This is a genomic window from Streptomyces sp. NPDC046870, assembly GCF_040704595.1.
Classification (GTDB): Bacteria; Actinomycetota; Actinomycetes; order Streptomycetales; family Streptomycetaceae; genus Streptomyces; species Streptomyces argyrophylli.
Genome location: NZ_JBEYXM010000031.1, coordinates 36714 through 59907, shown reverse-complemented (window position 1 = coordinate 59907; position 23194 = coordinate 36714). Strand labels below are relative to the sequence as shown.

General features: G+C 73.5%; 18 protein-coding genes and 2 pseudogenes. 7 read left to right on the top strand and 13 right to left on the bottom strand.

Translation table 11 applies throughout. From position 1 onward, the window contains the following. The first annotated feature begins 140 nt into the window (after window positions 1-140). Window positions 141-1364 carry a serine hydrolase domain-containing protein gene (locus tag AB0946_RS37300; protein ID WP_366765164.1) on the top strand — a complete coding sequence of 408 codons (1224 nt, stop codon included), beginning with the start codon at window positions 141-143 and terminating at the stop codon, window positions 1362-1364. Between the two features lie 12 nt (window positions 1365-1376). On the opposite strand, the gene AB0946_RS37295 is transcribed toward AB0946_RS37300, so the two are convergent. The 4 genes from AB0946_RS37295 to ribA all read right to left on the bottom strand — a co-directional run bounded on the left by AB0946_RS37295 (window position 1377) and on the right by ribA (window position 5484). Continuing rightward, window positions 1377-2534, bottom strand: a complete 1158-nt coding sequence (locus AB0946_RS37295) for a saccharopine dehydrogenase C-terminal domain-containing protein (protein WP_366765163.1) — start codon at window positions 2532-2534, stop codon at window positions 1377-1379. Next, window positions 2531-3589 carry a saccharopine dehydrogenase gene (locus AB0946_RS37290; RefSeq protein WP_366765162.1) on the bottom strand — a complete coding sequence of 353 codons (1059 nt, stop codon included), beginning with the start codon at window positions 3587-3589 and terminating at the stop codon, window positions 2531-2533. Before AB0946_RS37290 ends, AB0946_RS37295 begins: the two co-directional genes overlap by 4 nt. Continuing rightward, window positions 3586-4731, bottom strand: a complete 1146-nt coding sequence (locus AB0946_RS37285) for an FAD-binding oxidoreductase (RefSeq protein WP_366765161.1) — start codon at window positions 4729-4731, stop codon at window positions 3586-3588. Before AB0946_RS37285 ends, AB0946_RS37290 begins: the two co-directional genes overlap by 4 nt. Window positions 4732-4812: 81 nt before the next feature. After that, a complete protein-coding gene (gene ribA / locus AB0946_RS37280; protein WP_171150985.1) occupies window positions 4813-5484 on the bottom strand; it encodes a GTP cyclohydrolase II in 672 nt (223 codons plus the stop codon). A gap of 38 nt (window positions 5485-5522) precedes the next feature. Between ribA and AB0946_RS37275 the strand changes: the two genes are divergently transcribed. After that, window positions 5523-6299, top strand: a complete 777-nt coding sequence (locus AB0946_RS37275) for a creatininase family protein (RefSeq protein WP_366765160.1) — start codon at window positions 5523-5525, stop codon at window positions 6297-6299. A 164-nt stretch (window positions 6300-6463) separates the two neighbouring features. On the opposite strand, the pseudogene AB0946_RS37270 reads toward AB0946_RS37275, so the two are convergent. The 5 genes and pseudogenes from AB0946_RS37270 to AB0946_RS37250 all read right to left on the bottom strand — a co-directional run. Then, window positions 6464-7390 (bottom strand): annotated as a pseudogene (locus tag AB0946_RS37270) (lysylphosphatidylglycerol synthase transmembrane domain-containing protein); the annotation flags it as partial. Between the two features lie 236 nt (window positions 7391-7626). Then, complete coding sequence (locus tag AB0946_RS37265) at window positions 7627-8619, bottom strand: class I SAM-dependent methyltransferase (protein ID WP_366765159.1); 993 nt, start codon at window positions 8617-8619, stop codon at window positions 7627-7629. Window positions 8620-8798: 179 nt separating this feature from the next. Beyond that, window positions 8799-9980, bottom strand: coding sequence for a glycosyltransferase family 4 protein (locus AB0946_RS37260; protein ID WP_366765158.1), 1182 nt, complete (start codon window positions 9978-9980; stop codon window positions 8799-8801). Beyond that, window positions 9977-10375, bottom strand: a complete 399-nt coding sequence (locus tag AB0946_RS37255) for a 6-carboxytetrahydropterin synthase (RefSeq protein ID WP_366765157.1) — start codon at window positions 10373-10375, stop codon at window positions 9977-9979. Before AB0946_RS37255 ends, AB0946_RS37260 begins: the two co-directional genes overlap by 4 nt. A 114-nt stretch (window positions 10376-10489) precedes the next feature. After that, a complete protein-coding gene (locus AB0946_RS37250; RefSeq protein WP_366765156.1) occupies window positions 10490-11473 on the bottom strand; it encodes a dehydrogenase in 984 nt (327 codons plus the stop codon). 107 nt (window positions 11474-11580) lie between these two features. On the opposite strand from AB0946_RS37250, the gene AB0946_RS37245 reads away from it, so the two are divergent. From AB0946_RS37245 to AB0946_RS37225, 5 genes and pseudogenes are all read left to right on the top strand, one after another. Further along, entirely contained in the window at window positions 11581-12345 is a 765-nt protein-coding gene (locus AB0946_RS37245; protein WP_366765155.1) for a CDP-alcohol phosphatidyltransferase family protein, read from the top strand. A gap of 678 nt (window positions 12346-13023) precedes the next feature. Next, on the top strand, window positions 13024-15870 hold the full coding sequence (locus AB0946_RS37240; RefSeq protein WP_366765154.1) for an ABC transporter substrate-binding protein: 2847 nt from the start codon (window positions 13024-13026) through the stop codon (window positions 15868-15870). A 67-nt stretch (window positions 15871-15937) separates the two neighbouring features. Then, a complete protein-coding gene (locus AB0946_RS37235; protein WP_366765153.1) occupies window positions 15938-16540 on the top strand; it encodes an HD domain-containing protein in 603 nt (200 codons plus the stop codon). 433 nt (window positions 16541-16973) lie between these two features. Continuing rightward, window positions 16974-18119: a restriction endonuclease gene (locus tag AB0946_RS37230; RefSeq protein WP_366765152.1), complete on the top strand. Its 1146-nt coding sequence runs from the start codon at window positions 16974-16976 to the stop codon at window positions 18117-18119. A gap of 49 nt (window positions 18120-18168) precedes the next feature. Next, a pseudogene (locus tag AB0946_RS37225) lies at window positions 18169-18417 on the top strand (hypothetical protein); the annotation flags it as partial. Here AB0946_RS37225 and AB0946_RS37220 read toward each other — a convergent pair. From AB0946_RS37220 to AB0946_RS37205, 4 genes are all read right to left on the bottom strand, one after another. Beyond that, window positions 18387-18881 (bottom strand): hypothetical protein, encoded by a 495-nt coding sequence (locus AB0946_RS37220; protein ID WP_366765151.1) that lies wholly within the window; start codon window positions 18879-18881, stop codon window positions 18387-18389. The pseudogene AB0946_RS37225 and the gene AB0946_RS37220 overlap by 31 nt on opposite strands. 62 nt (window positions 18882-18943) lie before the next feature. Further along, complete coding sequence (locus tag AB0946_RS37215) at window positions 18944-20818, bottom strand: discoidin domain-containing protein (protein ID WP_366765150.1); 1875 nt, start codon at window positions 20816-20818, stop codon at window positions 18944-18946. 125 nt (window positions 20819-20943) lie between these two features. Beyond that, window positions 20944-22308, bottom strand: coding sequence for a GH1 family beta-glucosidase (locus AB0946_RS37210; protein WP_366765149.1), 1365 nt, complete (start codon window positions 22306-22308; stop codon window positions 20944-20946). 29 nt (window positions 22309-22337) lie between these two features. Next, on the bottom strand, window positions 22338-23177 hold the full coding sequence (locus tag AB0946_RS37205; protein WP_366765181.1) for a carbohydrate ABC transporter permease: 840 nt from the start codon (window positions 23175-23177) through the stop codon (window positions 22338-22340). Window positions 23178-23194 lie beyond the last annotated feature (17 nt).

The following is a 23194-nucleotide window of genomic DNA, read 5'->3' as shown; positions in this document are numbered from 1 at the left end:
CCCACGCTCGGCGTCGAATCGATCACACACACCCCGGATGGGCCCGTCCCGGCCGGCGGTCCTGCGCGACGATGAGAGGTGGGTGCGGGCCCGCGCAGGGAGTCGGGACGCATCGCGGACGACGCGACCGGAGGAGAGCGATGGGACCGCTGCGACAGGATGTGGAGCCGGCGGAGGCGGGGCTGGACGCCGAGGCGCTGGACCGCCTGGACCGGCACTTCGCCGAGCACGTCGACGCGGGACGCCTGCCCGGCTGCCTGGTGGCCGTGGCGCGCGGCGGCCGGGTCGCGCACCTGACCACGTACGGTCTGCGGGACGTGGCCGCCGGACTGCCGGTCGAACCGGACACGCTGTGGCGGATCTACTCGATGACCAAGCCGGTCACCGCGGTCGCGGTGCTGCTGCTGGTGCAGGAGGGCCGGCTGTCCCTGGACGACCCGCTGGAACGTCATCTGCCCGCCTTCGCCGACCCCCGTGTGTACGTGGACGGTTCGGGCGCCGGCGTGCGCACCCGCCCGGCCGCCGGTCCCATCCTGATCCGGCATCTGCTCACCCACACCGCGGGCCTGACCTTCGGCTTCTACCACCGCCACCCGGTGGACGCGCTGTACCGCGATGCGGGTCTGGAGTACTCGGTGCCGCCGGGCAAGGACCTCGCGGAGACCGTCGAGGTCTACGCGCGCATGCCGTTGCAGGCCGACCCGGGCACCCAGTGGAACTACTCGGTCGCCTCCAACGTGCTGGGCCGGGTCGTCGAGGTGGTCTCGGGGCGGCCGTTGGACGCGTTCTTCGCCGAGCGGATCCTCGGCCCGCTCGGCATGACCGACACCGGCTTCCACATCACGCCCGAACAGGCGCCCCGACTGGCCGAGTTGTACGGCGAGACGGACGAGGGCGGGATCGAACCGGTGCCGGGCCTGCCGGTGCGCGGCCGGCCGCGGTTCCTGTCCGGCAGCGGCGGCCTGGTCTCCTCCGCGCACGACTTCCACCGGTTCATGGAGATGCTGCGCCGCGGCGGCGAGCTGGACGGCGTACGGCTGCTGGCCCCGCGGACGCTCGCCCTGATGACCCGCAACCAGCTGCCGGGCGGGGCCACCATCCGCTCCTTCGGCGCCCCGGTCCACCGGGAACCGGCCATGGACGGCCTCGGCTTCGGCTTCAACGTCTCCGTCGTCACCGACCCGGCCCGCACCCTGGCCCCGTCCCGCCTGGGCACGTACGGCTGGACCGGCGTGGCCACCACCGCGTTCTGGGTCGACCCGGCCCACGACCTGACCGTGCAGTTCATGAGCCAGGTGCGCCCGAAGAAACTGAAGGTCTTCCCCGAGCTGCGGCGGCTGGTGCACGAGGCGGTGAGGGACTGACCCGGCGGCCGGCTACTGGCCCAGGGTCAGGGTGAACTCCATTCCGTCATCGGCGAGTTCGGCCAGCCACCGGTCCGCGCGCTGGGCGGACCCCGCGGCCCGGTGCAGTCCGGCCCGCAGGCTGCCGTCCAGGATGTGCCGGACGCCGAGGGCGAGCGGGCGGGAGACGCAGCGGGCCATCGCGGACTCCTCGGCGTCACCGGTCAGGTCGAGCAGGTAGGTGCCGGTCCAGGGCCGGCCCTCGCCCGCTTCGACCGTGAGGGAGACGGAGAGCACCACCCGGTCCCGGTCGGCGTCCGTGGTCGGGTGGGCCGCCGCCAGCCGCCGTGCCAGCCCGGCGATCCGCTCGTCGTCACCCGCCGTCAGCTCCTCGAAGACCGGCTCCCACGCCTTCAGCCAGCCGTCCAGCCGGAGGGTGCCCCGGACGAAGGTGCGCGGGGTCCACGCGGCGGGCAGCCCGTACTGGGCGACGAAGGGGATGCTGTCGCGGTTGGGGTAGGCCTCGAACGTCTCGCCGTCCAGGACGAGCGGGCGGGTCGCCTCCCAGGGCCGGTCGGCCGTGGTCTCGACGCCGTCCTCCAGGTACCGGGCGGGTGAGCGCAGGGCGCCCAGCACACCGAGCGGCGCCCAGCTGAAGCGGTAGCGGAAGTCGTTCGGCACGGCCGGGACGCCACCGCAGTACGAGGTGAGCCGGTAGGTGGCCGGGGTGTGCTCGCCGACGCGCGCCCGGGCCCGGCCGATGAGGCTGTGCGCGAAGAGGTGGTCGATGCCCGGGTCCAGGCCGGTCTCGGTCAGCACGACCAGGCCCGCCGCCCGTGCCGCCCCCGCGTGCGCCAGCAGCTCCGGCGAGACGTAGCTGGAACAGGCGAAGTGCGCCCCGGCCCGCACACAGACGGCCAGCAGCCCGGCGTGCTCCGGCGCCGGCAGCATCGACACCACGACGTCGCCGGGCTCCAGCGCGGCGGCGAGGGCGGCCGGGGCGGTGAGGGCGCGGGGCTCGGCCCGTCCCGTCAGGCCCAGGCCGGCCAGCGCCCCGGCCGCGCGGTCCTCGGTGCGGTGCCACAGCAGCACCCGGCCGGCCGTACGGCACAGGGCGGCGAGCCCGCTGCCGGTGGACAGTCCGGCGCCGATCCAGTGGACGGTTCCGCTCGCCGGGACACGGTCGGTCATGGGCGCGACTCCCCTTGGTGGACGCCGAGTTCACGGCAGGCCTGGTGGAACCGTTCGAGACAGCGGCCCCAGGCACCGCCCGGGCCGAAGGCGAGCAGCTGCGGCAGCAGGGCCGCCGAGAAGTCGACGCTGGACTCCCGGGGCAGCAGCGACGGCAGGTTGTCGATGGCGATCAGGTCCAGCGGCGGCTCCGCGCGCAGACGGCGCACGGGCTCGGCCCAGTCGGTCGTGCGGTCGTAGACCGGCAGGACGTTGAACGGGCCGCCGACGTCACAGGTGACGTCGCACAGGGTGCGCAGCCGGCGGTCCGGGGAGTCCAGATCCTCCTCGCGCAGGAACGGCGGGACCAGGCTGGTGGCGAGGACCGCGTTCACCATCGCGTCGTGCCCGAGCAGGGCCCGCCGGTCCAGGTCGCGGGTCTCCGCCAGGTCCCAGCGCGTCGCCTCGACACCCGCCGTGCCGAAGGCCGCCGACGCGCCGCGCCCGCTGCGCCCGAGGGCGCCGATCACCAGCGCCGTGAACTCCGCGTCCCCGGCCGCCGGGCGCAGTACGGCGTCCAGGTCGTCCTTCGTCGTGGGGGTGAGCGGTGCCGCCAGCCGGCCGCGGTGCTGGAGCACGGCGAGCGCGGCGCCCAGATATCCCGCCCAGTAGCCGAAGGCGGCGAGCCGGCGGCCCTCGTCGTCCACCAGGTACTCCAGGTCGAGCAGCGCCCCGCCGCCGGCCGCGAACCGGCGCAGCAGCCCGGCGGCGCCCGGCTGGTGTTTGTAGGCGTGCCCGAAGAAGACGTGCCGGTGGACCAACCCGTCCGGTTCGTCGGGGAGTTCCTTGAGGCCGAGGATCACGGCGTCGCGGGGTGCCGCCGCCCAGGAGCCCGCCGGGGCGCGGCGGCAGCCGGCCGCCTCGTACTCCTCGGTGGGGAAGATGCGCTGCGGGGACTCCTCGACGGTGAGCGTGACCCCGCTGTCGACCAGGCGGCGGGCGTCGGCGGGGACGACGGGCGTGCGCCGTTCGGTCGTACGGGGCTCGTGGCGCAGCCACAGGTGGAGCTCGGTCATACCAGGTTGGCCTCCGGGCGCGGGGCGTCGGCCGCGAACCGGCCGGCGCTCAGCGGGCTGATGTCCAGGAAGGGTACGCGGCCGAGGTACAGGTCGCGGATCACCTCGCCGACGGCGGGCCCCTGGAGGAAGCCGTGCCCGGAGAAGCCGGTCGCGTACAGGAACCGGGACACGTGCGGCGCCTCGCCGATCAGGGCGTTGTGGTCGGGGGTGTTCTCGTACAGGCCCGCCCAGCCGCCCGTGCGGGGCGCGTCGAGGAGGGCGGGGGCGCGCTGCCGCATCGCCTCGGCGAGTCGCGGGATCCACCGCTCGTGGGTGTCGGTGGCGAAGCCGGGCCGCTCGTCGGGGTCGGACATGCCGAGCAGCAGGCCGGGGCCCTCGCGGTGGAAGTACAGGCTGGTGGTGAAGTCGATGGTCATGGGCAGCGTGGGCGGCAGGCCCGGCACCGGTCCGGTGACGGCGATCTGCCGGCGCAGCGGCCGTACCGGCAGCTCCACGCCCACCATGGCGCCGACCGCGCGGGACCAGGCGCCGGCCGCGCAGATCACGGTGCCGGTCGCGATCCGGCCGAGGGTCGTGGCGACCGCGGTGACGGTGTCGCCGCGCAGTTCGATGCCGGTGACCTCGGTGTGCCGCAGGACGCGGGCGCCGTGGGCGCGGGCGGCGGTCGCGTAGCCGTGGACGACCGCCTCGGGGGTGCAGTGGCCGTCGTCCGGTGAGTACGCGGCGGCCAGCAGGCCGTCGGTGCGGACCAGCGGGGAGAGCCGGCGGGCCTCCTCGGGGGTGAGCAGGCGGCTGGGCACCCCGAGGGAGTTCTGCAGCCGCACCCCCGCCTCGAAGGAGGCCACCTGCCCGGGCGTGGAGAGCAGGAACAGGTAGCCGGCCCGGTGCAGCCCGATGTCCTGTCCGACCTCCTGCTCGAACCGGCCGAACGCCTCCAGGCTGCGCGCCCCCAGCCGGATGTTCAGCTCGTCGGAGAACTGCGCCCGCACCCCGCCCGCTGCCTTCGAGGTGGAGCCGGCGGCGAGTTCGTCCCGTTCGACGAGGACGACGTCGCGGACTCCGGCACGCGCCAGGTGCCAGGCGATGCTCGTGCCCATCACCCCGCCGCCGACGATGACCACCTCGGCCCGAAGGTCCACGCCGCCGCCTCCTCCGCCGCGCCGCACGTCCGTCGTCTGATCCTTTCCGGAACCCGGCCCGCCGAACCGGCGACCGGGCGTTCAGGAGCCGTGGGCGACGGCGTCCAGATGGGGCAGGTGGTGGTCCATCCGCTCCCGCTTGGTCCGCAGGTACGTGATGTTGCTCTCGCACGGTTCGATCAGCAGCGGCACCTGCTCGGCGACCTGGACGCCGTGCCGGACCAGCGCCTCCCGCTTGCGCGGGTTGTTGGACATCAGCCGTACCGAGCGGACCCCGAGGTCACGCAGGATCTCCGCGGCCACGCCGTAGTCGCGGGCGTCGACCGGCAGGCCCAGCGCGAGGTTCGCCTCCACCGTGTCCAGGCCCTCCGCCTGGAGCGCCATCGCGCGCAGCTTGGCGAGCAGACCGATGCCGCGGCCCTCGTGTCCCCTCAAGTAGACGACGATGCCGCTGCCTTCGGCGGCCACCGCGCGCAGGGCGGCCTCCAGCTGGTCCCCGCACTCGCAGTGCCGGGAGCCGAACGCGTCCCCGGTCAGGCATTCCGAGTGCAGCCGGGTCAGCACGTTCTCGGTGCCGATCTCGCCGTACACCAGGGCCACTTGCTCGTCACCGCGGTCGTGGTCCAGGTAACCGACCGCCTGGAAATTCCCGTACACGGTGGGCAGCGGTGCATTCACGACGCGTTCCGCGCCGGAACGCCGCGGGGACTTCTTGCCCAGTACGCCGATGTTGACGCCGGTGTTTTCTGTCATGATCTGATTCCTCAACAGAGACGAAAGGCCGTGAAAAGATGAGTGGTTCGGGTGCGCGGACGGCGGCGTACGGGGTGGTGAGCGGCGTGCTGCCGACGGACACCACCGAGGACGTACGGACCCGGGGGGCGGGCGTGTCAGCACAGGTCGCCGTCCTTCCCGTCGGGAGCTTCGAACAGCACGGTCCGTTCCTTCCGCTGGCGACCGACACGCTGGTCGCCTGCGCCGTGGCGCGGGAGATCGCCGCCGCGTACCCGGTGCACCTCCTCCCTCCGGTGACGGTCTCCTGCTCGCACGAGCACGCGGCCTGGCCGGGGACCGTCAGCATCTCCGCCGTGACCCTCCACGCGGTGGTCACGGACATCGCGGCGTCGCTGCGCCGCTCCGGTGTCGACGCGCTGGTCGTCGTCAACGGGCACGGCGGCAACTACGTGCTGGGCAACGTCGTCCAGGAGGCCTCCGCGCGCGGTGAGCGGATGGCGCTGTTCCCGGCCGCCGAGGACTGGGAGGCGGCGCGGGAACGGGCCGGGGTGGTCACCTCGCTGCTCACCGACATGCACGCGGGAGAAATCGAGACCTCGATTCTGCTGCACGCTCACCCCGAATTCGTCCGCCCTGGTCACGAGTCCGCCGATTTCGTCGCCGACGACCGTCGTCATCTGCTCACCGTGGGAATGTCCGCCTATACCGAATCGGGTGTCATCGGCCGTCCTTCCCTGGGTTCGGCGGAAAAGGGGAAGGAACTGCTGGCGAGCCTGGCGGAATCCTTCGGCCCGTGTTTCCGACTGCTCACCCCGGCCCCGGACCGGGACTGAGCCCGGCCGGCGGCCGCCTGCCGACCGGGACCCGTGGGGGCGGCCCCGGTCGGCGGGCGGTCGTCGGGGGTACCGGTGGCGGACGGTGCGGGCACCGGCGCGGCCGGCCCGGTGCGCAGGGTCTCGTACCAGCGCAGGACGAGGACGACGGCGCCGGGCAGGCTCGCCACGAAGCTCAGTACGCCGTAGACGACGGCGACCGCGACACCGGTGTCCGCGCCGAGCGCCGCGGCGCCGAACGCCCACGCGGTGACGCCCTCGCGGGGGCCGAAACCGCCGACGTTCAGCGGCAGTCCCATGGCCAGCAGCGCCAGCACCGCGAGCGGCAGCAGCACCGCGACCGGAGCGGCCGAGCCGGCCACCCGGGCCGCCACGACGAACATCACCAGGTGCCCGGCCAGGACCACCGCGGAGGACAGCGCCACACCCGGCCCGCTCCGCCGGGACGCCAGTCCCCGGCGGGCCTCGCCGAGGGTCCGCCGCAGCGCGCCGTGCCGGCGGGCCGGCGGGCGGTTCATCCGGACGGCGAGGACGACGGCCAGCGCGCCGACCGCGGCCGCCACCGCGAGCGGGGCGAAGGCACGGACCTCGGCGCGTACCGGCGACGGCAGGGTCAGCAGCACCGCCGCGCCCGCCACGGCCAGCGCGATCTGCCCGGCGACCCGCTCCAGGACGACCGCCTTCACCCCGCGCCGTACGTCGCCCGCGCTCTGCCCGTGCCGGACCGCCCGGTGCACATCGCCCAGGATCCCGCCGGGCAGCGCCGCGTTCAGGAACAGCGCCCGGTAGTAGTCGGCCACGGCCGGTCCCAGCGGCAGCCGCAGCCGCAGGCCCCGGGCCACCAGTTGCCAACGCCACGCGCTGCACACGGTGGTGACCCCGCCGATGGCCAGGGCCGCCAGCACCGAGACGGTGTCGATCCGCCGCAGCCCGTCCAGCAGGGCACCGGTGCCGAGCCGCCACAACAGCGCGCCGAGGATGCCGGCCCCGACGAGGGTGCCGACGTGGGTACGCAGGGCCCGGGAGTCACGGCGCCGGGGGGCGGAGGGTGCGTGGGGCTCCGCCGGTGCCGGGCCCGGCCGCGTGGCCACCGGGTCCGGGGCCGCCGCGTCCGCGCCACGCACCCGCCCCTGCGGCACGCGCGGGCGCGCGGGGACCGCGCACGCCTGTGGCGCCGGTGCCGGATCGGGGGCCGCGCACGCCGGTTCCGGCGGTGCCGTACGCGCGCGCGTACCGATGTCCTCGCCCGCCGTCGCCGTACGCGCGTCCGTGGCGGTGACCTCCTCCCCCGCCGGCGCCCTCGTGCCCGCGGCCGTCGTCCGCCCGTTCACGTCGCCGCGCCCCTCGGCCGGGGCAGGGCCAGCAGGTCGGTGTGGTGGACGGTGACCCGTAGCGCGCCGGCCGCGCAGGCGGCGAGCCGGGTGTTCAGGTACGCCTCGGCCCGGTCGCCCAGTTCCGGCCGCTGTTCGACGGCGGCGCCCACCCAGCCGCGCAGCCACTGCTCGGTCAGCGCGGTCTCCTCGGCACCGAGCCGCCACGGGCTCGCGTGCACCCGGACCGTGGCCCCGCGCTCGGCGAACGCCTCGCAGGCGAAGGTGACCGCGTCCGGGCCGAGCAGCCCGGCGCGCCGCTGGTGGGCGTTGAACGCCTCGGCGATCTCGGCGTCCAGCGGGTCCTCGGGTGCCAGTTCGACGCGTCCCGCGACGGAGAGGGTGAGCAGCGCCGGGCAGCCGGCGCCCGTGCAGGCGTCCGCCAGGGCCTCGATCTCCTCCCGGGTGAGCACGTCGAGCAACGCGGACGCGGTCACCAGCGAGGCCCCGGCCAGCGCGTCCGGGGTGAGCCGGGCGACGTCACCGCGCCGGGTCTCGACCGTGACGCGGCTGCCGTCGGCGGCGACGCGCGGGGAGGCCACGGCGGCGAAGTGCAGCAGGTAGGGATCGCGGTCGTGCAGGATCCAGTGCTGGGCGCCGTCGAGCCGGGGTGCGAGCCAGCGGCCCATCGAACCGGTGCCGCAGCCCAGGTCGTGCACGACGAGTCCGCCGGAGCGGCGCGGCAGGTTGGCCAGCCGGATCCGCAGCGGATCGAGCAGTTCCTGCGCGCGGGCCGCGGCGTCGGCGCCTTCCCGCAGCCTCAGCCACTCGGGCGCGTACCGCGCGGGCTCCTCCGGGTCGCCGTCCCGCAGCCGTACGGTGGCCTGCTCGCCGGTGCCGGCCACGGGCCCGGCACCGGGGATGACCGGACCGGCGGCGCCGGGCGCCCCCTGACCGGCGGGGTCTTCGGCGCGCGCCTGCGCGTCCACCTGCGTGCCCACGGTCTCCACGCCCGGTACCTCCTCGCTCCGCGCACGCGCGGCTCCCCGTACGAACTCCCCGGCCCGGGATCCGGGCTGAGCCGGGATCAGGCCGTCCGCACCCGGTCGGACGGCCACTTCTCCGTCACCCGGCCCACTCGTCTCCCTCCGGACCGGCACCCTCTCCCCGCCCGCGTCCCGGTGCCCGCTCACGCCGTCCTCCGCGGTGCTTCCGGGAGGCGGCCGAGGACCGCCGCCAGGCTGCGGGCGGTGGCGGCCCAGCCGTCGAGCGCGGCGCGGCGGCCGCGGGCCGCGGCCTTGAGGCGGCGGCGCACGTCGGGTTCGCCGAACCAGCCGCGCAGTTCGGCGGCGAGCGCGGCGGGGTCCTCCGGCGGGACGAGGATGCCGGGCACCCCGCCGTCCGGTGCGCGGCCGACCGCCTCGGGCAGTCCGCCGACGTCGGTGGCGAGGACGGGGATGCCCCGGGCGAGGGCCTCGGTGACCGCCATGCCGTAGGTCTCGGCGTAGGAGGTGAGGACCATCAGGTCGGCGGCGGCGTAGGAGGCGTCCAGGTCGGCGCCGGAGCGGGGGCCGGTGAGGCGCAGGCGGTCGGTGAGACCGTACCCGTCGATCAGCTCCCGCAGGCGGGCCACGTACGCGGGGTCGTGGCCGAGGCCGCCGACGCACTCGCAGGTCCACGGCAGGTCCCGGACCGCCGCGAGCGCCTCCACCAGCCGGTGCTGGCCCTTGCGCGGGGTCACGGCGGCCACGCACAGCAGCCGGGAGACGCCGTCGGTGCCGGGGGCGAGAGGCGCGATGTCGGCGCCGGGCGCGGCCACGTGCACCCGGTCGGGGGCGAGTCCGTGGTGGGAGACGAGCCGGCGGACCGCCCAGTCGCTGGTGGCGATGACCGCGGGGACCGCCCGCAGCACCGTCCGCTCGCGCGCGTCCAGGCCGGCGGCGACGGCCGGGTCCAGGCCGGTCTCGTCACCGAGGGGGAGGTGGACGAGGACCGCGAGGCGCAGGCGCCCCGCCTCGGGGACGACGGTCTCCGGGACTCCGCAGGCGACCAGGCCGTCCAGGAGGACGACGGAGTCGTCCGGGAGGCTCCGGAGCGTGCGGGCGAGCGCTTCGCGGGCGCCGGCGTCCGGGCGCGGCCAGGTGCCGGGCACGGCGTGCCGGGTGACCTGCCAGCCGAAACCGGGCAGGTCCAGGCAGACCCGGCGGTCGTAGGCGTTGCCGCCGCTGGGCGCGGCCGGGTCGTCGACGCCGCCCGGCATCACGAAGTGCACACTGCGCAGGGACATGGGGATGATTCCGGCGTTCGGGGCGGCGGTGGGCTGCGCGGGCACGTACGTGAGCCGGGCCCGCTCCACGGTCAGGTCGGTCACAGGCCACGCTCGTAACTCGCCCAGGCGATGTGCGACTCGTGGAGCGTGACGGTGATCCCGGCGAGGCCCTTGGCGCCCTCGCCGAGCGCGCCCTTCGCGATCCGTTCGGCGAGCCGGTCGGCGACGACCCTGGCCAGGAACTCGGTGGAGGTGTTGACGCCGGCGAACTCGGGTTCGTCGTCCAGGTTGCGGTAGTTCAGCTCCGCGGTGATGGCACGCAGTTCCTGCGTGGCCAGGCCGATGTCGACCACGATGTTGTCCTCGTCCAGCTGCTCGCGGCGGAACGTCGCGTCCACGAGGAACGTGGCGCCGTGCAGGCGCTGCGCGGGTCCGAAGACCTCGCCGTGGAAGCTGTGGGCGATCATGATGTGATCGCGGACGGTGATGCTGAACAACGGACGACCCTCCAGGTGCGGCGCGTCTGGTCCCCCGCCCTGCCCGCCGGGGGATGCCGTGTAGTACGGCTCCCCGCTGCCCCCTGTTCAGCCGTCGCTCACTCTTTTCTCAGGTCAGGCCGTCTCCGTGTACCTGACCCGGTGGCACAGGGCGGGAATCTCACCGGAGACCAGCTTGGGCATCACGTCCGGGAGTTCCTCGAAGGCGCTCTCCCCGGTGATGAGCGCGTCCAGCGCCGGGTCGGCGAGCAGGTCCAGGGCGAGCGCCATCCGGTCGGCGTAGGTGCGGCCGGAGCGGGCGGCCGGGGAGACGGTGCCGACCTGGCTGCCGCGCACGGTGAGCCGGCGGGAGTGGAAGGCCTCGCCGAGCGGCAGGCTCACGCGCCGGTCGCCGTACCAGCTCAGTTCCACGACCGTGCCCTCGGGAGCGAGGAGTTGCAGGGCCCGGGTGAGGCCGGCCTCGGTGGCGCTGGCGTGGACGACGAGGTCGCAGTCGCCGAGGGCGTCGGCCGGTGCGGCGAAGTCGACGCCGAGGGCCTCGGCGGTCCTGGCGCGGGCCGGGTCGGCGTCGACCAGTTGGAGGCGTACGCCCGGGAAGCGGGCGAGCAGCGCGGCGACCGAGCAGCCGACCATGCCGCCGCCGACGACCGCGATCCGGTCGCCGAGCAGCGGGGTGGCGTCCCACACGGCGTTGACGGCGGTCTCGACGGTCCCGGCGAGCACGGCCCGCCCGGCGGGCACCCGCTCGGGCACCACGGTGACGGCGCTCACCGGGACGACGTAACGGCTCTGGTGCGGGTAGAGGCAGAAGACGGTACGGCCGGTCAGCGCGGCCGGTCCCTCCTCGACCACACCGACGCTGAGGTAGCCGTACTTCACCGGTGCCGGGAAGTCGCCCTCCTGGAACGGCGCCCGCATCACGGTGTGCTGGCTCTGAGGCACGCCGCCGCGGAAGACGAGGGTCTCCGTGCCCCGGCTGACCCCGGAGTACAGCGCCCGTACCAGGACCTCGTCCTCGGCGGGCTCCGCGAGGGTGACTTCGCGCAGCTCTCCGTGGCCGGGCGAGCGGAGCCAGAACGCGCGTGCCGAACGGTTCATCGGCATCCTCCTGAACGATCGGGAAGTTGTTCACGTACCGAGTTGTGCACAGGCCGCGCACAGTACGCGGCGTTGATCGACTCTGTCACTCGGCCGGAGGATGTGCGGTGGCCCTGAACAACACGTACGACGCGAGGCTCCAGCAGGAGACCGCTCTGGGAGCGGGAGCGCAGATCCTGCTGCTGGCCCTGCTCGGCCCGGCGATCGGCATGGGGCCGGTGGGCTGGCTGACGGGGCTCGCCTTCGCGATCGCCACCTGGGCGGTCCTCTCCCGCGCCGTGCACCGCTCCCGGCTGCGCTCCTTCGGCCCGGCGAACCGGGTGACGCTGGGCCGGGCCACCCTGGTCGGCGGGGTGACCGCGCTGGTCGCGGACTCCTTCGAGAGCGCGCCGCCGGTGACGCTGCTGGTCGCGCTGACCGCCGTGGCCCTGCTGCTGGACGGCGTGGACGGCAAGGTCGCCCGCCGCACCGGCACCTGCTCCGCGCTCGGGGCGCGCTTCGACATGGAGGTCGACGCGTTCCTCATCCTGGTGCTGAGCGTGTACGTGTCCACGCAGCTCGGCCCGTGGGTCCTGCTGATCGGCGGCATGCGGTACGCGTTCGTCGCCGCGGCCCGGCTCGCGCCCTGGCTGACGGCCCCGCTGCCGCCGTCGTTCGCCCGCAAGACCGTCGCGGCGATCCAGGGCATCTGCCTGCTGGTCGCGGGCGCGCGGCTGCTGCCGGCCGCGGCCAGCCTCGCCGTCGTCCTGCTCGCGCTGGGTTCGCTGGTGTGGTCCTTCGGACGGGACGTGCTGTGGCTGTGGCGCAACTCGCGGACCACGTGTCCGGCACCGACGCGGCCGGCACGGGAACTGGTTGCGTCGGGCCGCTGACCGGCGGTACCGCCGAGGGCCTCTCCCCTCACCGAGGAGGCACGGCCCCCGGTGTTCCGTCAGGCGCGGTCGTCACCCGCCGGGTACCGACCCAGCCGGGCCGCTGACGGCACCCGGCACCCGCGCAGGCCGACGACACCGGCCGGGGCCAACGGTCTCCCCCGATCCCACGGCTCCCCCGGACAGGCGCCCGGCACCAGCGTCCATGGGGCAGCGGCTCCTGACCCCTCGTAAGAAAGCGCACCCCTCCCCGGCGGAAGAGGCCCCCGGGCTTCCGCCAGGAACGGTCGCCACCTGCCCGGAACCGCCCCCACCGGGCCCCCGACACCCCCGCAGGCCGGACATCGGCCGGAACCACCGCTCTCCCCGCCCCCCCCCGACCCCCGACCGCTCACCCCGACGTGCTCCGGGCACACCCCCGCTCAGGCAAGCGCCCGGCACCCGCATCCATGGGGCAGCGGCTTCTGATCACCCGTAAGAAGAGCGCACCCCTCCCCCGCTGAAGAGGCACAGCCCCCCGCGCCACCGCCCGCGCAGCATTCCGCCGGGAACGAATTGTCAGCGCCGGGCGATATCCTCAAGAGCGCTTGTGACACATGTGTCTTCAGACCACGGGGGGTGTCCATGCAAGGCCGTGATCACGGCTTCCCACAGGACTGCCCGGGTGATCACCCGGGCATGTCGACCGAGGCGGGAATCGACGTCCAGCGGCAGCTGGAGTCCCTGATCCAGGACTTCCGGACCGGCGACCGCCCGATGCCGGTCATCGTGCTGCACGCCGAGGACCCCGCGGACGACGACCGCGTGACCGAACTCATCGACGAGCTGCGCGAGGGGCAGCAGCGCCACGGGACGCGCCTGGCCGTCGCCCCGACCGAGCCCCAGCCGGGGGACGTCGACCCCCTGGCCAGGGCCACGCGGCTGCTGTGGGACCTCGGCGACTCCCGCAAGTGGGGCGGCCGGTCCGCCGCCTACCGGCCCTACTCCTTTCCGCGCCTCAACCTCGTCCGCGCCCTCCAGGAGGCCACCGACGCCCCGGAGATGCGCGAGCACTGGCCGACCGCGCCCACCGGCACACCGGACGGCAACGCGCAGCGGGAGCAGGCCCAGACGCACCTGCTGCGCATCCTGGCCCGGCAGCGCTGGCGGCCCCGCAGGCCCTCGCGCTGGCACCGGCAGTTGCTCCTCAACGACGTGCAGCAGTTCCTGCCCATGGGCATCCTGGGCGCCTTCACCGCGCTGCTCACCCGCCCCGAGTGGTACGTCGCCGCCCTGGCGGGCATCGGGCTGATGATCCTGCTCGCCGGCCTCAACCACGTACCCGGACGCGCTCCCCTCTTCCTGTGGCTGCGCAGGGAGAGCCGGTGGTTCCTGACCACGACGTTCCTCCAGTCCGCCGCCCGCCGCCGGTCGACCAGCGTGCGGCTGCTGCGCCCCGTCAACTCCTGGAGGGCGATAGCCGCCCGCGCCTACGACGTGGCCGAGGCGATGCGGGAGGGCGGCCCGTTCCCGCTCCAGCTGTACGTGCTGGCGCTGTTCGAGGACCTGCGGGACAACCACCGGCGCGGCAGCTGGGACCTGCGGGGGCTCAAGCGGACGCGTCCACCCGTGCTGTTCCTGCGCCGGATCAGCCGGGAGAACGGCGGCGTCGAACTGATCAGGGCGGTCAGCGACGTCCGCAGCCGGCGCAGCGAGCTGGACCCGCTGCTGATCGTGGCGGGCGTGGCGACGGGCGACGCGGCGCTGCTCGACCGCGGCACGGACGCGGAGCCACCGGCCGGCCGGCCGCAGCCCCCGCCCTGGCGCCTCCAGCAGCGGTTGCGGCACTGGTACGACGAGTGGGCGGGGAACCTCCGCGCCGACCAGTCGCCGAGCCGGACGAACGCCCTGCCCTGGGTGCTGAGGGTGCCGCTGCCCGGCGACGAGCTGGTGCAGCTGCGGCAGACGGACTGGCGGTGCGTGCGTGCCAGACACCGTCCGCCCCTGGCCCGCGTGGTGTGGTCGGCGTACAGCCTGGTCCTCGTGCTCGTCCTCGTCGGCACCGCGGGTGTCGTGCACTCCCTGGACCTGCACCGTGCGTACTGCTCGGCGGGCCTGCTGAGCGCCGATCGCGACACCGTACGGCGTCCCGCGCCCGGCGGCGGTACGGAGTGCGTCGGCATAGCCACCGGGGACGTCCGGTTCGGCGCGTACCTCACGGGCGGGGCCGACGGGGACGGCAAGCGGATGCGTGAGCTGGAGGACCTGGTGCGCGCCGAGAACGCCGACGTGCTGCAGCACCACCCCGGCACGTACGTCACCGTCGTCTACGCGGGACCGCTGAGCTCCTCCGCGACGGACTCCTCCCTCGTCAAGGGCGCCGAGGAGCTGGCCGGCGTGTACCTCGCCCAGCGCGTGGTCAACGAGAACTACACGGTGAAACTCAGGGTGCTGCTCGCCAACGCTGGTGTGGACATGGGACAGCAGCGGGTGACGGCGGACGCGATCGCCCGGTACGCCGACCGGGACCCGACCGTCGTCGGGGTGGTCGGCTTCGGACGTGACCTGCAGAGCAGCACCTACGTCACGAGCCGGCTGCACACGGTGGGACTGCCCATCGTCTCCGGCACCAACTCGGCGACCTACCTGCCGAAGCGGTTCTCCAACTGGTTCAGCCTCGCGGCTCCCGACGAGCACCAGGCGGAGGCGCTCGGCTACGTCGCCCGGCAGCTGCGCGCCCGGCAGAAGGACCCGTACGCGCTGGTGCTGGCCCGCGACACCAAGGACTCGCAGGACCGCTACACCGGCGAACAGGCGGCCTACGGCGGGAAGATGCTGTCCAAGGAAAGGTTCCGGATGCTGCCCGAGCAGCGCTACCGGGTGGCGAACGGCAAGCCCGAACTGAGGCAGCGCGCGGAGAGCATCTGCCGGGCCGGGAACGTCCCCTCGGTGATCTACTTCGCCGGACGGGTCGAGGACATCGGTCCGCTGATGACCCAGCTGGGCACCGAACCGGGCTGCGCGGACCGGGAGATCTCCATCCTCACCGGCGACGACCTGAGCAAGGCCAGGTTCTCCGGCACGGGCGGCCGTGACGGCGTGGCCCCGCGGATCACGCTCTACCACGCCGCGCTGGCCGAGCTGAAGGAGGCGGCGTCCGCCACCGCCTTCTACCAGGAAGCCTCCAAGTACCTCCCCTGGCTGGAGGGCAAGGAGGTCACGTACGACTCCGCCGACTTCGCCAGCGGCCAGACGGCGCTCGCCCACGACGCCACCCGTGCGCTCTACTGGGCGGCCAGCCTCGGCGACGTGCGCCAGAGCCGCGCGGCGACCTGGGTGAACCTCAGGGGCGTGAAGCTCGACGGGATGGCCACCGGGACGATCGACTTCACCGACGCGCCGCTGTACGGCGAACGGCGCGGCCACAGCATCGTGATCAAGCGGGTCCGCAGGACCCCCCGGGGCACCTCGGAGACCAAGGTGCTGTGCAGCAGACCGGCCGGCAGCACCAAGCCGCTCAGTGCGAAGGAGTGCTCGATCGGATGACCGGAGCCGGCCCGGTCCGCACGGGGCCGGGCCCGGGCCGGCCCAGGACGGTTGTTACGCTCGCCGGATGAGCATTCCGGGACCCGACGAGATCCGTGCGCTGCACGAGAAGTACGCGCCCACCGCCGAGGCGTTCGCCCTCGTCCACACGCACTGCGAGATCGTCTGGGGCGTCGCCCGGCAGCTCCTGTCCGCCCCGCGCCTGAGCCACCTCGACGCCGACCTGGTCCGCGCCGGCTGCCTCCTCCACGACATCGGCGTCTACCGCCTCTACGACGCCGACGGACGGCTGGACCACGCGCGGTACATCCGGCACGGACTGCTCGGCCACGAGATCCTGGAGCAGGAGGGTTACCCCGAGCCGCTGCGCCGTTTCTGCTCCCACCACACAGGCGTCGGCCTCACCCGCCACGACATCCTCAGCCAGGGCCTCCCGCTGCCCCCCGCCGACTACCTGGCGGTGACGGAGGAGGAGCGGCTGGTGATGTACGCGGACAAGTTCCACACCAAGTCCCGCCCGTCGGCGTTCCTCACCGCCGCCGAGTACGCCACCCACGTCCGCCGCTTCGGCGAGGACAAGGTCACGGCGTTCCAGGCGCTGCGGGCGGAGTTCGGCGACCCGGACCTCTCGGGACCGGTGCCGTGCGGGGGCGCGTCGGTCGGCAGGTGACCGCGGAGCGCCGTATCCCGATGTCCCCCGCGGTGTGAGCGACACCAGTGTCAGCGCGTCACCACTGGTCACGCCAAGCCACAGGACGCCACGCTGGAGACATGACCGCAGCCAGACGGCGATGGGCCCGGCCGCCCCGCCCGACCCGAGGCGCCGGCGCATCGGTTACAGTCTGCTCATTTCGCGGCAAGGGGTACGGGGGGAAGCGGTGCAACTCGGCACATGCTCGGTTTGTCGGCTGACACTGCCCATCGGCAAGGGACTCATCGCCTCCCACAAGGTGGGAGGGCAGAGCTGTCCGGGATCCGGCCGGGCGCCTGCGGTCCCGCTCCCCCCGGAGAACGACGCCCCGACCACCGGCGCCACTACCAGCGACGCCCCGACCACCGGTGGCAACGAGAAGAAGGTGCGGCGCCCACCGGTGGATGCCAGGGTGGAGACGACTCAGATGCTCATCTCCGCCCTGGGCGCCGTCGCGTTCCTCGTCGCACTCGTCGGGCTCTTCTTCTCCGATGTCTTCGCCCTGATCGCACTGGCCGTTGCCGCCGTCGCGGCCATCACCGTGTGGATCCTCGACGCCACCCCGGCGGGCCGGCGCAACACCGCACGGAACGAGGCTGAAACGGCCCGACAGACCGAAATCCGCGAGAGGAAGGCAGCACGTGCCGAGCAGAAGCGCGAGCAGGAGCGGCAGGACACTCTCGCACGCGAGGCGGCCGAGTCGGCCCGGGCACTGCGGCGCGCGGTACGTCAACTGCTCGACGGCCTGCCGGAGCGTGGGGCGCCACAGGAGGAGGCGATCGCGTACTGCTTGTCGAGAACGAGCGCGGCACGCGACCCACGCGTCCGGGCCGAGGCGGAACGGCTCGCGCGACGGCATCTCGCCGTCGACGAGCGCATCCTGTGCATCGCCCTGGCGGTGACCACCGGCACCGGAACGCGCCGGGCACTGCTGATCCTCACCGACCGCTCAGCGGCCGTGTCGGACAAGGGCACGTCCTACCGGTACGACCCCGATCCTGGTGATGTGACCGAGGGCTGGGGACTGCAGGTCGGAGAGTTGCTCTTCTCCTTCCTGGACAACCCCCAGTTGCCGATCGCCCTCGCGGCCCGGGAAGAGGCCGCGGCCCTCCCCGCACCGGCCTCGCTCCCGGCCGGCCGTCCCGAGCCACGGCTGATCCGCACCGCGCGAGAATCCGAACTCGTCGCCGTCGACTGGATGCGGTACTTGGGCTTCACCGATGCCGTGGCCACGCCCGTCGGCGCCGACGAGGGAATCGACGTCATCTCCGAACGGGGCCTGGCGCAGGTGAAGATGGAGGGCAGCCCCACTACGCGCCCGACCGTCCAGCAGCTCCACGGCGTCGCCACCGCCAAGGAGAGGGAGGCCTTGTTCTTCTCCATGGCCGGCTACACCCCGCCGGCCGTTGCCTGGGCCTCGAAGCACGGCATCGCCCTCTTCCAGTACGACCGACAAGGGACGCCCCAGGCCGTCAACACACCCGCGATGCGGCTGCTGGAGACAGCCGACGCACGGGCGTCCCAGCCGACCGGGGCGGAACACGGCGGCGACGCGTAACGGTGACGCCTGTGGGCCGGTACCGCCGGCTCACCGGTCGCTGCCCTGTTTCCGAGACCTCGCCTGCGTGCCCTCCGGCGCCCATGAGGAGGCGTTGCCGTTCCCCAAGGCGGTCACCCCGCCGGAGGTGGACGCCAGGCAGCACGGGACGGACCTGATGTCCGAACGCTGCCTGCTCTTCGTCGCCTGCACCCGGGCCCGCGACAGCCCGTACGTCTCCTGGTCCGGCAAGCCCAGCTGGTTCCTCGCGGAGGCGGGCGTGCGAGGTCAACGGCGCTCTGGACAGCGGTGGCCGTAGTAGTCCTCACCGCCCACCAGGACGGAGGTGACGTACCTCGGGAGACCGTCGGCGTCCCGCTCGACCTCCTGTGAGGTCTGGCGGGTGAAGCCGAGCGACACACCGGCGATCACCGGGTGCTCCGGATGCGACGTGTCGACCGTCCAGCCCCGGTCGGCGGCACGGCGGAAGAGGTCAACGGCCGGGGTGGTGAAGACCTCGTCCCCGTGGAGCAGGACGCGCGTGCGGGAGGTGCGGCCCTGACCAGGCCACCACAGCTCGATCGCGGTGACGAGGGTCCCGCCCTCGACCAGGGCCTGTACGCCGACGTGGTCGAGGGTCCAGGACGCCTTGGCCGAGTTTCGGCTGGGGCGTCGCAGCACACGGGGTTCGCCCCAGTCCGGCACCGCGGCGAGCGCCTCGTCGAGCGTCATGCCCAGCAGGACCGGCGCCACTCCGCGCGGCGGGTCGAGTACCAGATCCATCGCCAGCCCCCGGTCCTGCTCGGCTCGTCACCTCAGGATGCCGCAGTCCTGGGTGTGTCCGGTCACCCCTTCTGCTCCACCCGCACCCAGTCCACCTCCGCCTGCACTCCCCCGCCCGCGATCCGGTCCACGCTGGACTGCGGCAGGCCCCAGTACGGGGTGGTGACCTTGTTCCAGCCGGCCGGGTAGGCGCCGCCGAGGGCGAGGTTCAGGATGACGTACTGGTTGTGGTCGTAGACCCACTGGCCCCGGGTGGACTCGACCTTGTTGCGGGTCGTCTCCTGGACCAGGCGGTCGTCGACGAAGAACCGCATCGCCGTCGGGGTCCACTCCACCGCGTAGGTGTGCCACTGGTCGGCCGTGCCGCCGCCGGGGTAGGTCTGGCGGGCGCCGATGTTGCCGTCGGCCGAGTAGCCGGGGCCGTGCAGGGCGGTGCTGGTCCAGTCGGGGTAGCCGATGTTCTCCATGATGTCGGTCTCGCCGGAGGCCGGCCAGGAGACGGACGGGTCGTCCACGTTGCTGCCGAGCAGCCAGAACGCCGGCCAGAACCCGTCGCCGACGGGCAGTTTCATCCGGGCGCTGACCCTGCCGTAGGTGAAGTCGAAGTGGGTGTTGGTGTCGATGCGGCCGGAGGTGAAGTCGTAGGTGCCGCCGCCCGCCCGGGTGCAGCCCTTGCAGTACTTCGCCCGGAGGATCAGCTCGCCGTTCTCGGTGCGGATGTTGTCCGGGGAGTCGACGTACGCCTGGGACTCCCCGTTGACCGGGCCCATCTCGGTGCCGGTGCGCACCACGCGCCACTTCGAGCGGTCGAGCGAGGCGGTCGTGAAGTCGTCGAAGAAGGTGGTGCGGTAGGTGCCGGGCTGGTCGGCGGGCAGGGCCGGGTACGCGGCGGAGGCGCTGCCGCCGGTGCCCCAGACCTGGAACTCGTACAGCGAGTAGCCGAACTGGGCCGTGGCGGGGGCGGGGTTGTAGAAGGAGCGGCGCTCCTTGCCGAGCATGCGGACGTAGCGGCCGGTGACCGGTGCGGGCAGGGTGACGGTGTCGTGCAGGCCCACGGCCTCGGCCGGGGACTTCACGTTGGCGCGGCGGGCGGCCACGTCGGCGGCCGATGGCTGGTACACCGTCCGCCAGGTGCGGTTGTCGTCGGAGACCTGGAGCTGGTAGTCGACCGCGTAGGCCGCCTCCCAGTAGAGGTCGACGGAGGAGATGACCGAGGGGGCGCCCAGGTCGACCGAGACCCAGCGGTCCGCGTTCCAGTCGCTGGACCAGCGGGTCGCGTCGTCCTTGAGGTTGGCGGGCCAGCCGCCGTCGGTGACGAACGCGGGCGAGTTCCCGGCGTGCTGGTAGAAGTTGGAGTACGCGGGGTGGTTCAGGGCGAGGTTGGTGCGGGTGGTGGACGCGGGCGCGGGTTCGCCGCCGTAGACCTTGAAGTCCCACAGCGAGTAGCCGTACGGCGTGGCGCGTTCGAGGCCGCGCAGGCGGATGTAGCGGCCGGTGACCTCCTGGGGGTAGGTGTGCGCGGTGACCGAGCCGCCGGTGCCCGCGGTCTCGGTGTAGAAGGGCGTCCAGTCGGTGCCGTTGCGGGACGCCTCCAGCACGTAGCGCTTGCCGTAGGCGGCTTCCCAGTCGAGGACGACGCGGTCGACCCGGATCACCGAGCCGAGGTCGACGCGGATCCAGGCGTCGTCGGCGAAGTTGCTGGACCAGCGGGTGGCGCCGTTGCCGTCGAAGGCGAGGCCGGGAGCGGTGCCGGCGTTCTCGCTGCCGGAGGCGGTGACGGCCGCGGGGTTCACCGCGTAGGCGGCGGCCGCGCGGTCGGTGTCCCAGCCGGCGGCGGCGGGGGCCGCGGCGGCGGGCTCGGCCAGGAGCGGGCCGGAACAGAGCAGGGCCGTGGTGGCCAGGGCGGCGAGCAGGGTGCGGGGGATGCGGCGGGGCATGCGGCTCTCCTTGTGGGGTGGAGGTGCGCTTCCTGATTCATGTCACGTACATGACACACTCGGAGGGGGGCCGGCCGGCGGACACGAACTCCCCAGTCGTGTCCACCGGCCGTCCGGGCCGGGGCTCAGGCGGCCCGGCGTGTCTGGCCGCGGTGGACGCGGACGATGTCCGCGTACCGGCGGCCGCTGCCCTTGATGGTGCGGACCTGGGTGCGGTAGTCGACGTGGACCAGGCCGAACCGCTTGTCGTAGCCGTACGCCCACTCGAAGTTGTCCAGCAGCGACCAGGCGAAGTAGCCGGCCAGCGGGGCGCCCTTGCGGGCGGCGGAGGCGCAGGCGGCGAGGTGGCGCTCCAGGTAGTCCTGGCGCTCCGGGTCGTCGACGCTGCCGTCGGGGCGGACCACGTCCGGGAAGGCGGAGCCGTTCTCGGTGACGTAGATCTTCCGGGCTCCGTACTCCTCGGTGAGCCTCAGCAGCAGCGTCTCGATGCCGGAGGCGTCGATCTCCCAGTCCATACCGGTGCGCGGGACACCCTCACGGCGGACGGAACGGGCGTACGGAGCGGGCCCCTCGGGGTCGTCGGCGACGTACGCGGGGAAGTAGTAGTTCAGGCCGAGCCAGTCGAGCGGGGCCGCGATGGTGGCCAAGTCAGCGTCGTCGACCGGGAGTTCGACGCCGTAGGTCTCCACCATGTCGGCGGGGAAGCCGCGGCCGTGCACCGGGTCGAGCCACCAGCGGTTGACGTGGCCGTCGTGCCGGCGGGCCGCCGCCAGGTCCTCGGGGCGGTCGCCGGCCGGGTACACGGTGGAGAGGTTGTTGACGATGCCGACCTGCGCGCCGGGGGCGGCGGCACGGATCGCCTGGGTGGCGAGGCCATGGCCGAGGAGCAGGTGGCAGGAGGCGCGGACGGCGGCGGTGAGGTCGGTCCAGCCCGGCGCCATCGTGCCCTCGAGATGGCCGATCCAGGCCGAGCAGGACGGCTCGTTGAGGGTGGCCCAGAGCTTGACGCGGTCGCCGAGGCGTTCGGCGACGACGGAGGCGTACTCCGCGAACGCCAGGGCGGTGTCCCGCTCGGGCCAGCCGCCACGGTCCTGGAGCGCCTGCGGCAGGTCCCAGTGGTAGAGCGTGACGGACGGGGTGATGCCCGCCTCCAGCAGCGCGTCCACCAGCTCGTCGTAGAAGGCGAGTCCCTTCGGGTTCACCGCGCCGGTGCCGCCGGGCACCACCCGGGGCCAGGCCACGGACAACCGGTAGGCGTTGACGCCGAGTTGCCGCATGAGACCGATGTCCCCGCGCCAGCGGTGGTAGTGGTCGCAGGCGACGTCGCCGTTGTCACCGTTCGCGATCTTCCCCGGGGTGTGCGAGAAGGTGTCCCAGATCGAGGGCGAACGGCCGTCCTCGGCGACGGCCCCCTCGATCTGGTACGCCGCTGTGGCCGTTCCCCACAGGAAGTCGTGCGGGAGGGCTGCGAGGTCGATGGCTTCGGACACGGAAGTCCCTTCGGGATCAGGGGTGGGGGTCACTTGACGGCGCCTGCCGTCAGACCCGCGACGAGATAGCGCTGCAGCAGCAGGAAGCCGGCCACCACGGGCACGCTGACGACCAGCGAGGCGGCCATGATCTGGTTCCAGTAGACGTCGTACAGGGTGGAGTAGCCCTGGAGGCCGACGGCGAGGGTGCGGGTGTTGTCGTTGGTCATGACCGAGGCGAAGAGCACCTCTCCCCAGGCGGTCATGAAGGCGTAGACGGCGACCGCGACGATGCCCGGGATCGCGGCCGGCACGACGATCCGGAACAGCGCGCCGAACGGGCCGCAGCCGTCCACGAGCGCCGCCTCGTCCAGGTCGCGCGGCACCGAGTCGAAGTAGCCGATCAGCATCCAGATGGAGAACGGCAGCGAGAAGGTGAGGTAGGTCAGGATCAGCCCGCCGCGGGAGCCGAACAGGGCGATGCCGGTGGCGTTGCCGATGTTGACGTAGATCAGGAACAGCGGGAGCAGGAAGAGGATGCCCGGGAGCATCTGCGTGGACAGCACGGTGACCGTGAACACGCGCTTGCCGCGGAATTCGTAGCGGCTGACGGCGTAGGCCGCGAACACGGCGATGACCACCGAGCAGACCGTGGCCGCGCCCGCCACGATCAGCGAGTTCATGAAGTACTTCGCGAGCGGCACGGTCGACCAGATGTCGATGTACGGCCGGATGGTCAGCTCGCTGGGCAGCCAGCGGAACTTGCCGGTGACGTCGGAGAGCGGCTTCAGCGAGCTGGAGATCATCACGTACACCGGGAGCAGCACGAACCCGGCGAGCAGGGTGAGGAACACCCGGCGCGACCACACGAAGGAACGCGGGGGCGCCATCGGCGAGGTGCGCGGGG

Bases quoted from the DNA above. Each gene is read 5' to 3' on its own strand.
- AB0946_RS37300 (WP_366765164.1), top strand. From the start codon at position 141: ATGGGACCGCTGCGACAGGATGTGGAGCCGGCGGAGGCGGGGCTGGAC.
- AB0946_RS37295 (WP_366765163.1), bottom strand. From the start codon at position 2,534: ATGACCGACCGTGTCCCGGCGAGCGGAACCGTCCACTGGATCGGCGCC.
- AB0946_RS37290 (WP_366765162.1), bottom strand. From the start codon at position 3,589: ATGACCGAGCTCCACCTGTGGCTGCGCCACGAGCCCCGTACGACCGAA.
- ribA (WP_171150985.1), bottom strand. From the start codon at position 5,484: ATGACAGAAAACACCGGCGTCAACATCGGCGTACTGGGCAAGAAGTCC.
- AB0946_RS37275 (WP_366765160.1), top strand. From the start codon at position 5,523: ATGAGTGGTTCGGGTGCGCGGACGGCGGCGTACGGGGTGGTGAGCGGC.
- AB0946_RS37250 (WP_366765156.1), bottom strand. From the start codon at position 11,473: ATGAACCGTTCGGCACGCGCGTTCTGGCTCCGCTCGCCCGGCCACGGA.
- AB0946_RS37240 (WP_366765154.1), top strand. From the start codon at position 13,024: ATGTCGACCGAGGCGGGAATCGACGTCCAGCGGCAGCTGGAGTCCCTG.
- AB0946_RS37235 (WP_366765153.1), top strand. From the start codon at position 15,938: ATGAGCATTCCGGGACCCGACGAGATCCGTGCGCTGCACGAGAAGTAC.
- AB0946_RS37220 (WP_366765151.1), bottom strand. From the start codon at position 18,881: ATGGATCTGGTACTCGACCCGCCGCGCGGAGTGGCGCCGGTCCTGCTG.
- AB0946_RS37215 (WP_366765150.1), bottom strand. From the start codon at position 20,818: ATGCCCCGCCGCATCCCCCGCACCCTGCTCGCCGCCCTGGCCACCACG.
- AB0946_RS37205 (WP_366765181.1), bottom strand. From the start codon at position 23,177: ATGGCGCCCCCGCGTTCCTTCGTGTGGTCGCGCCGGGTGTTCCTCACC.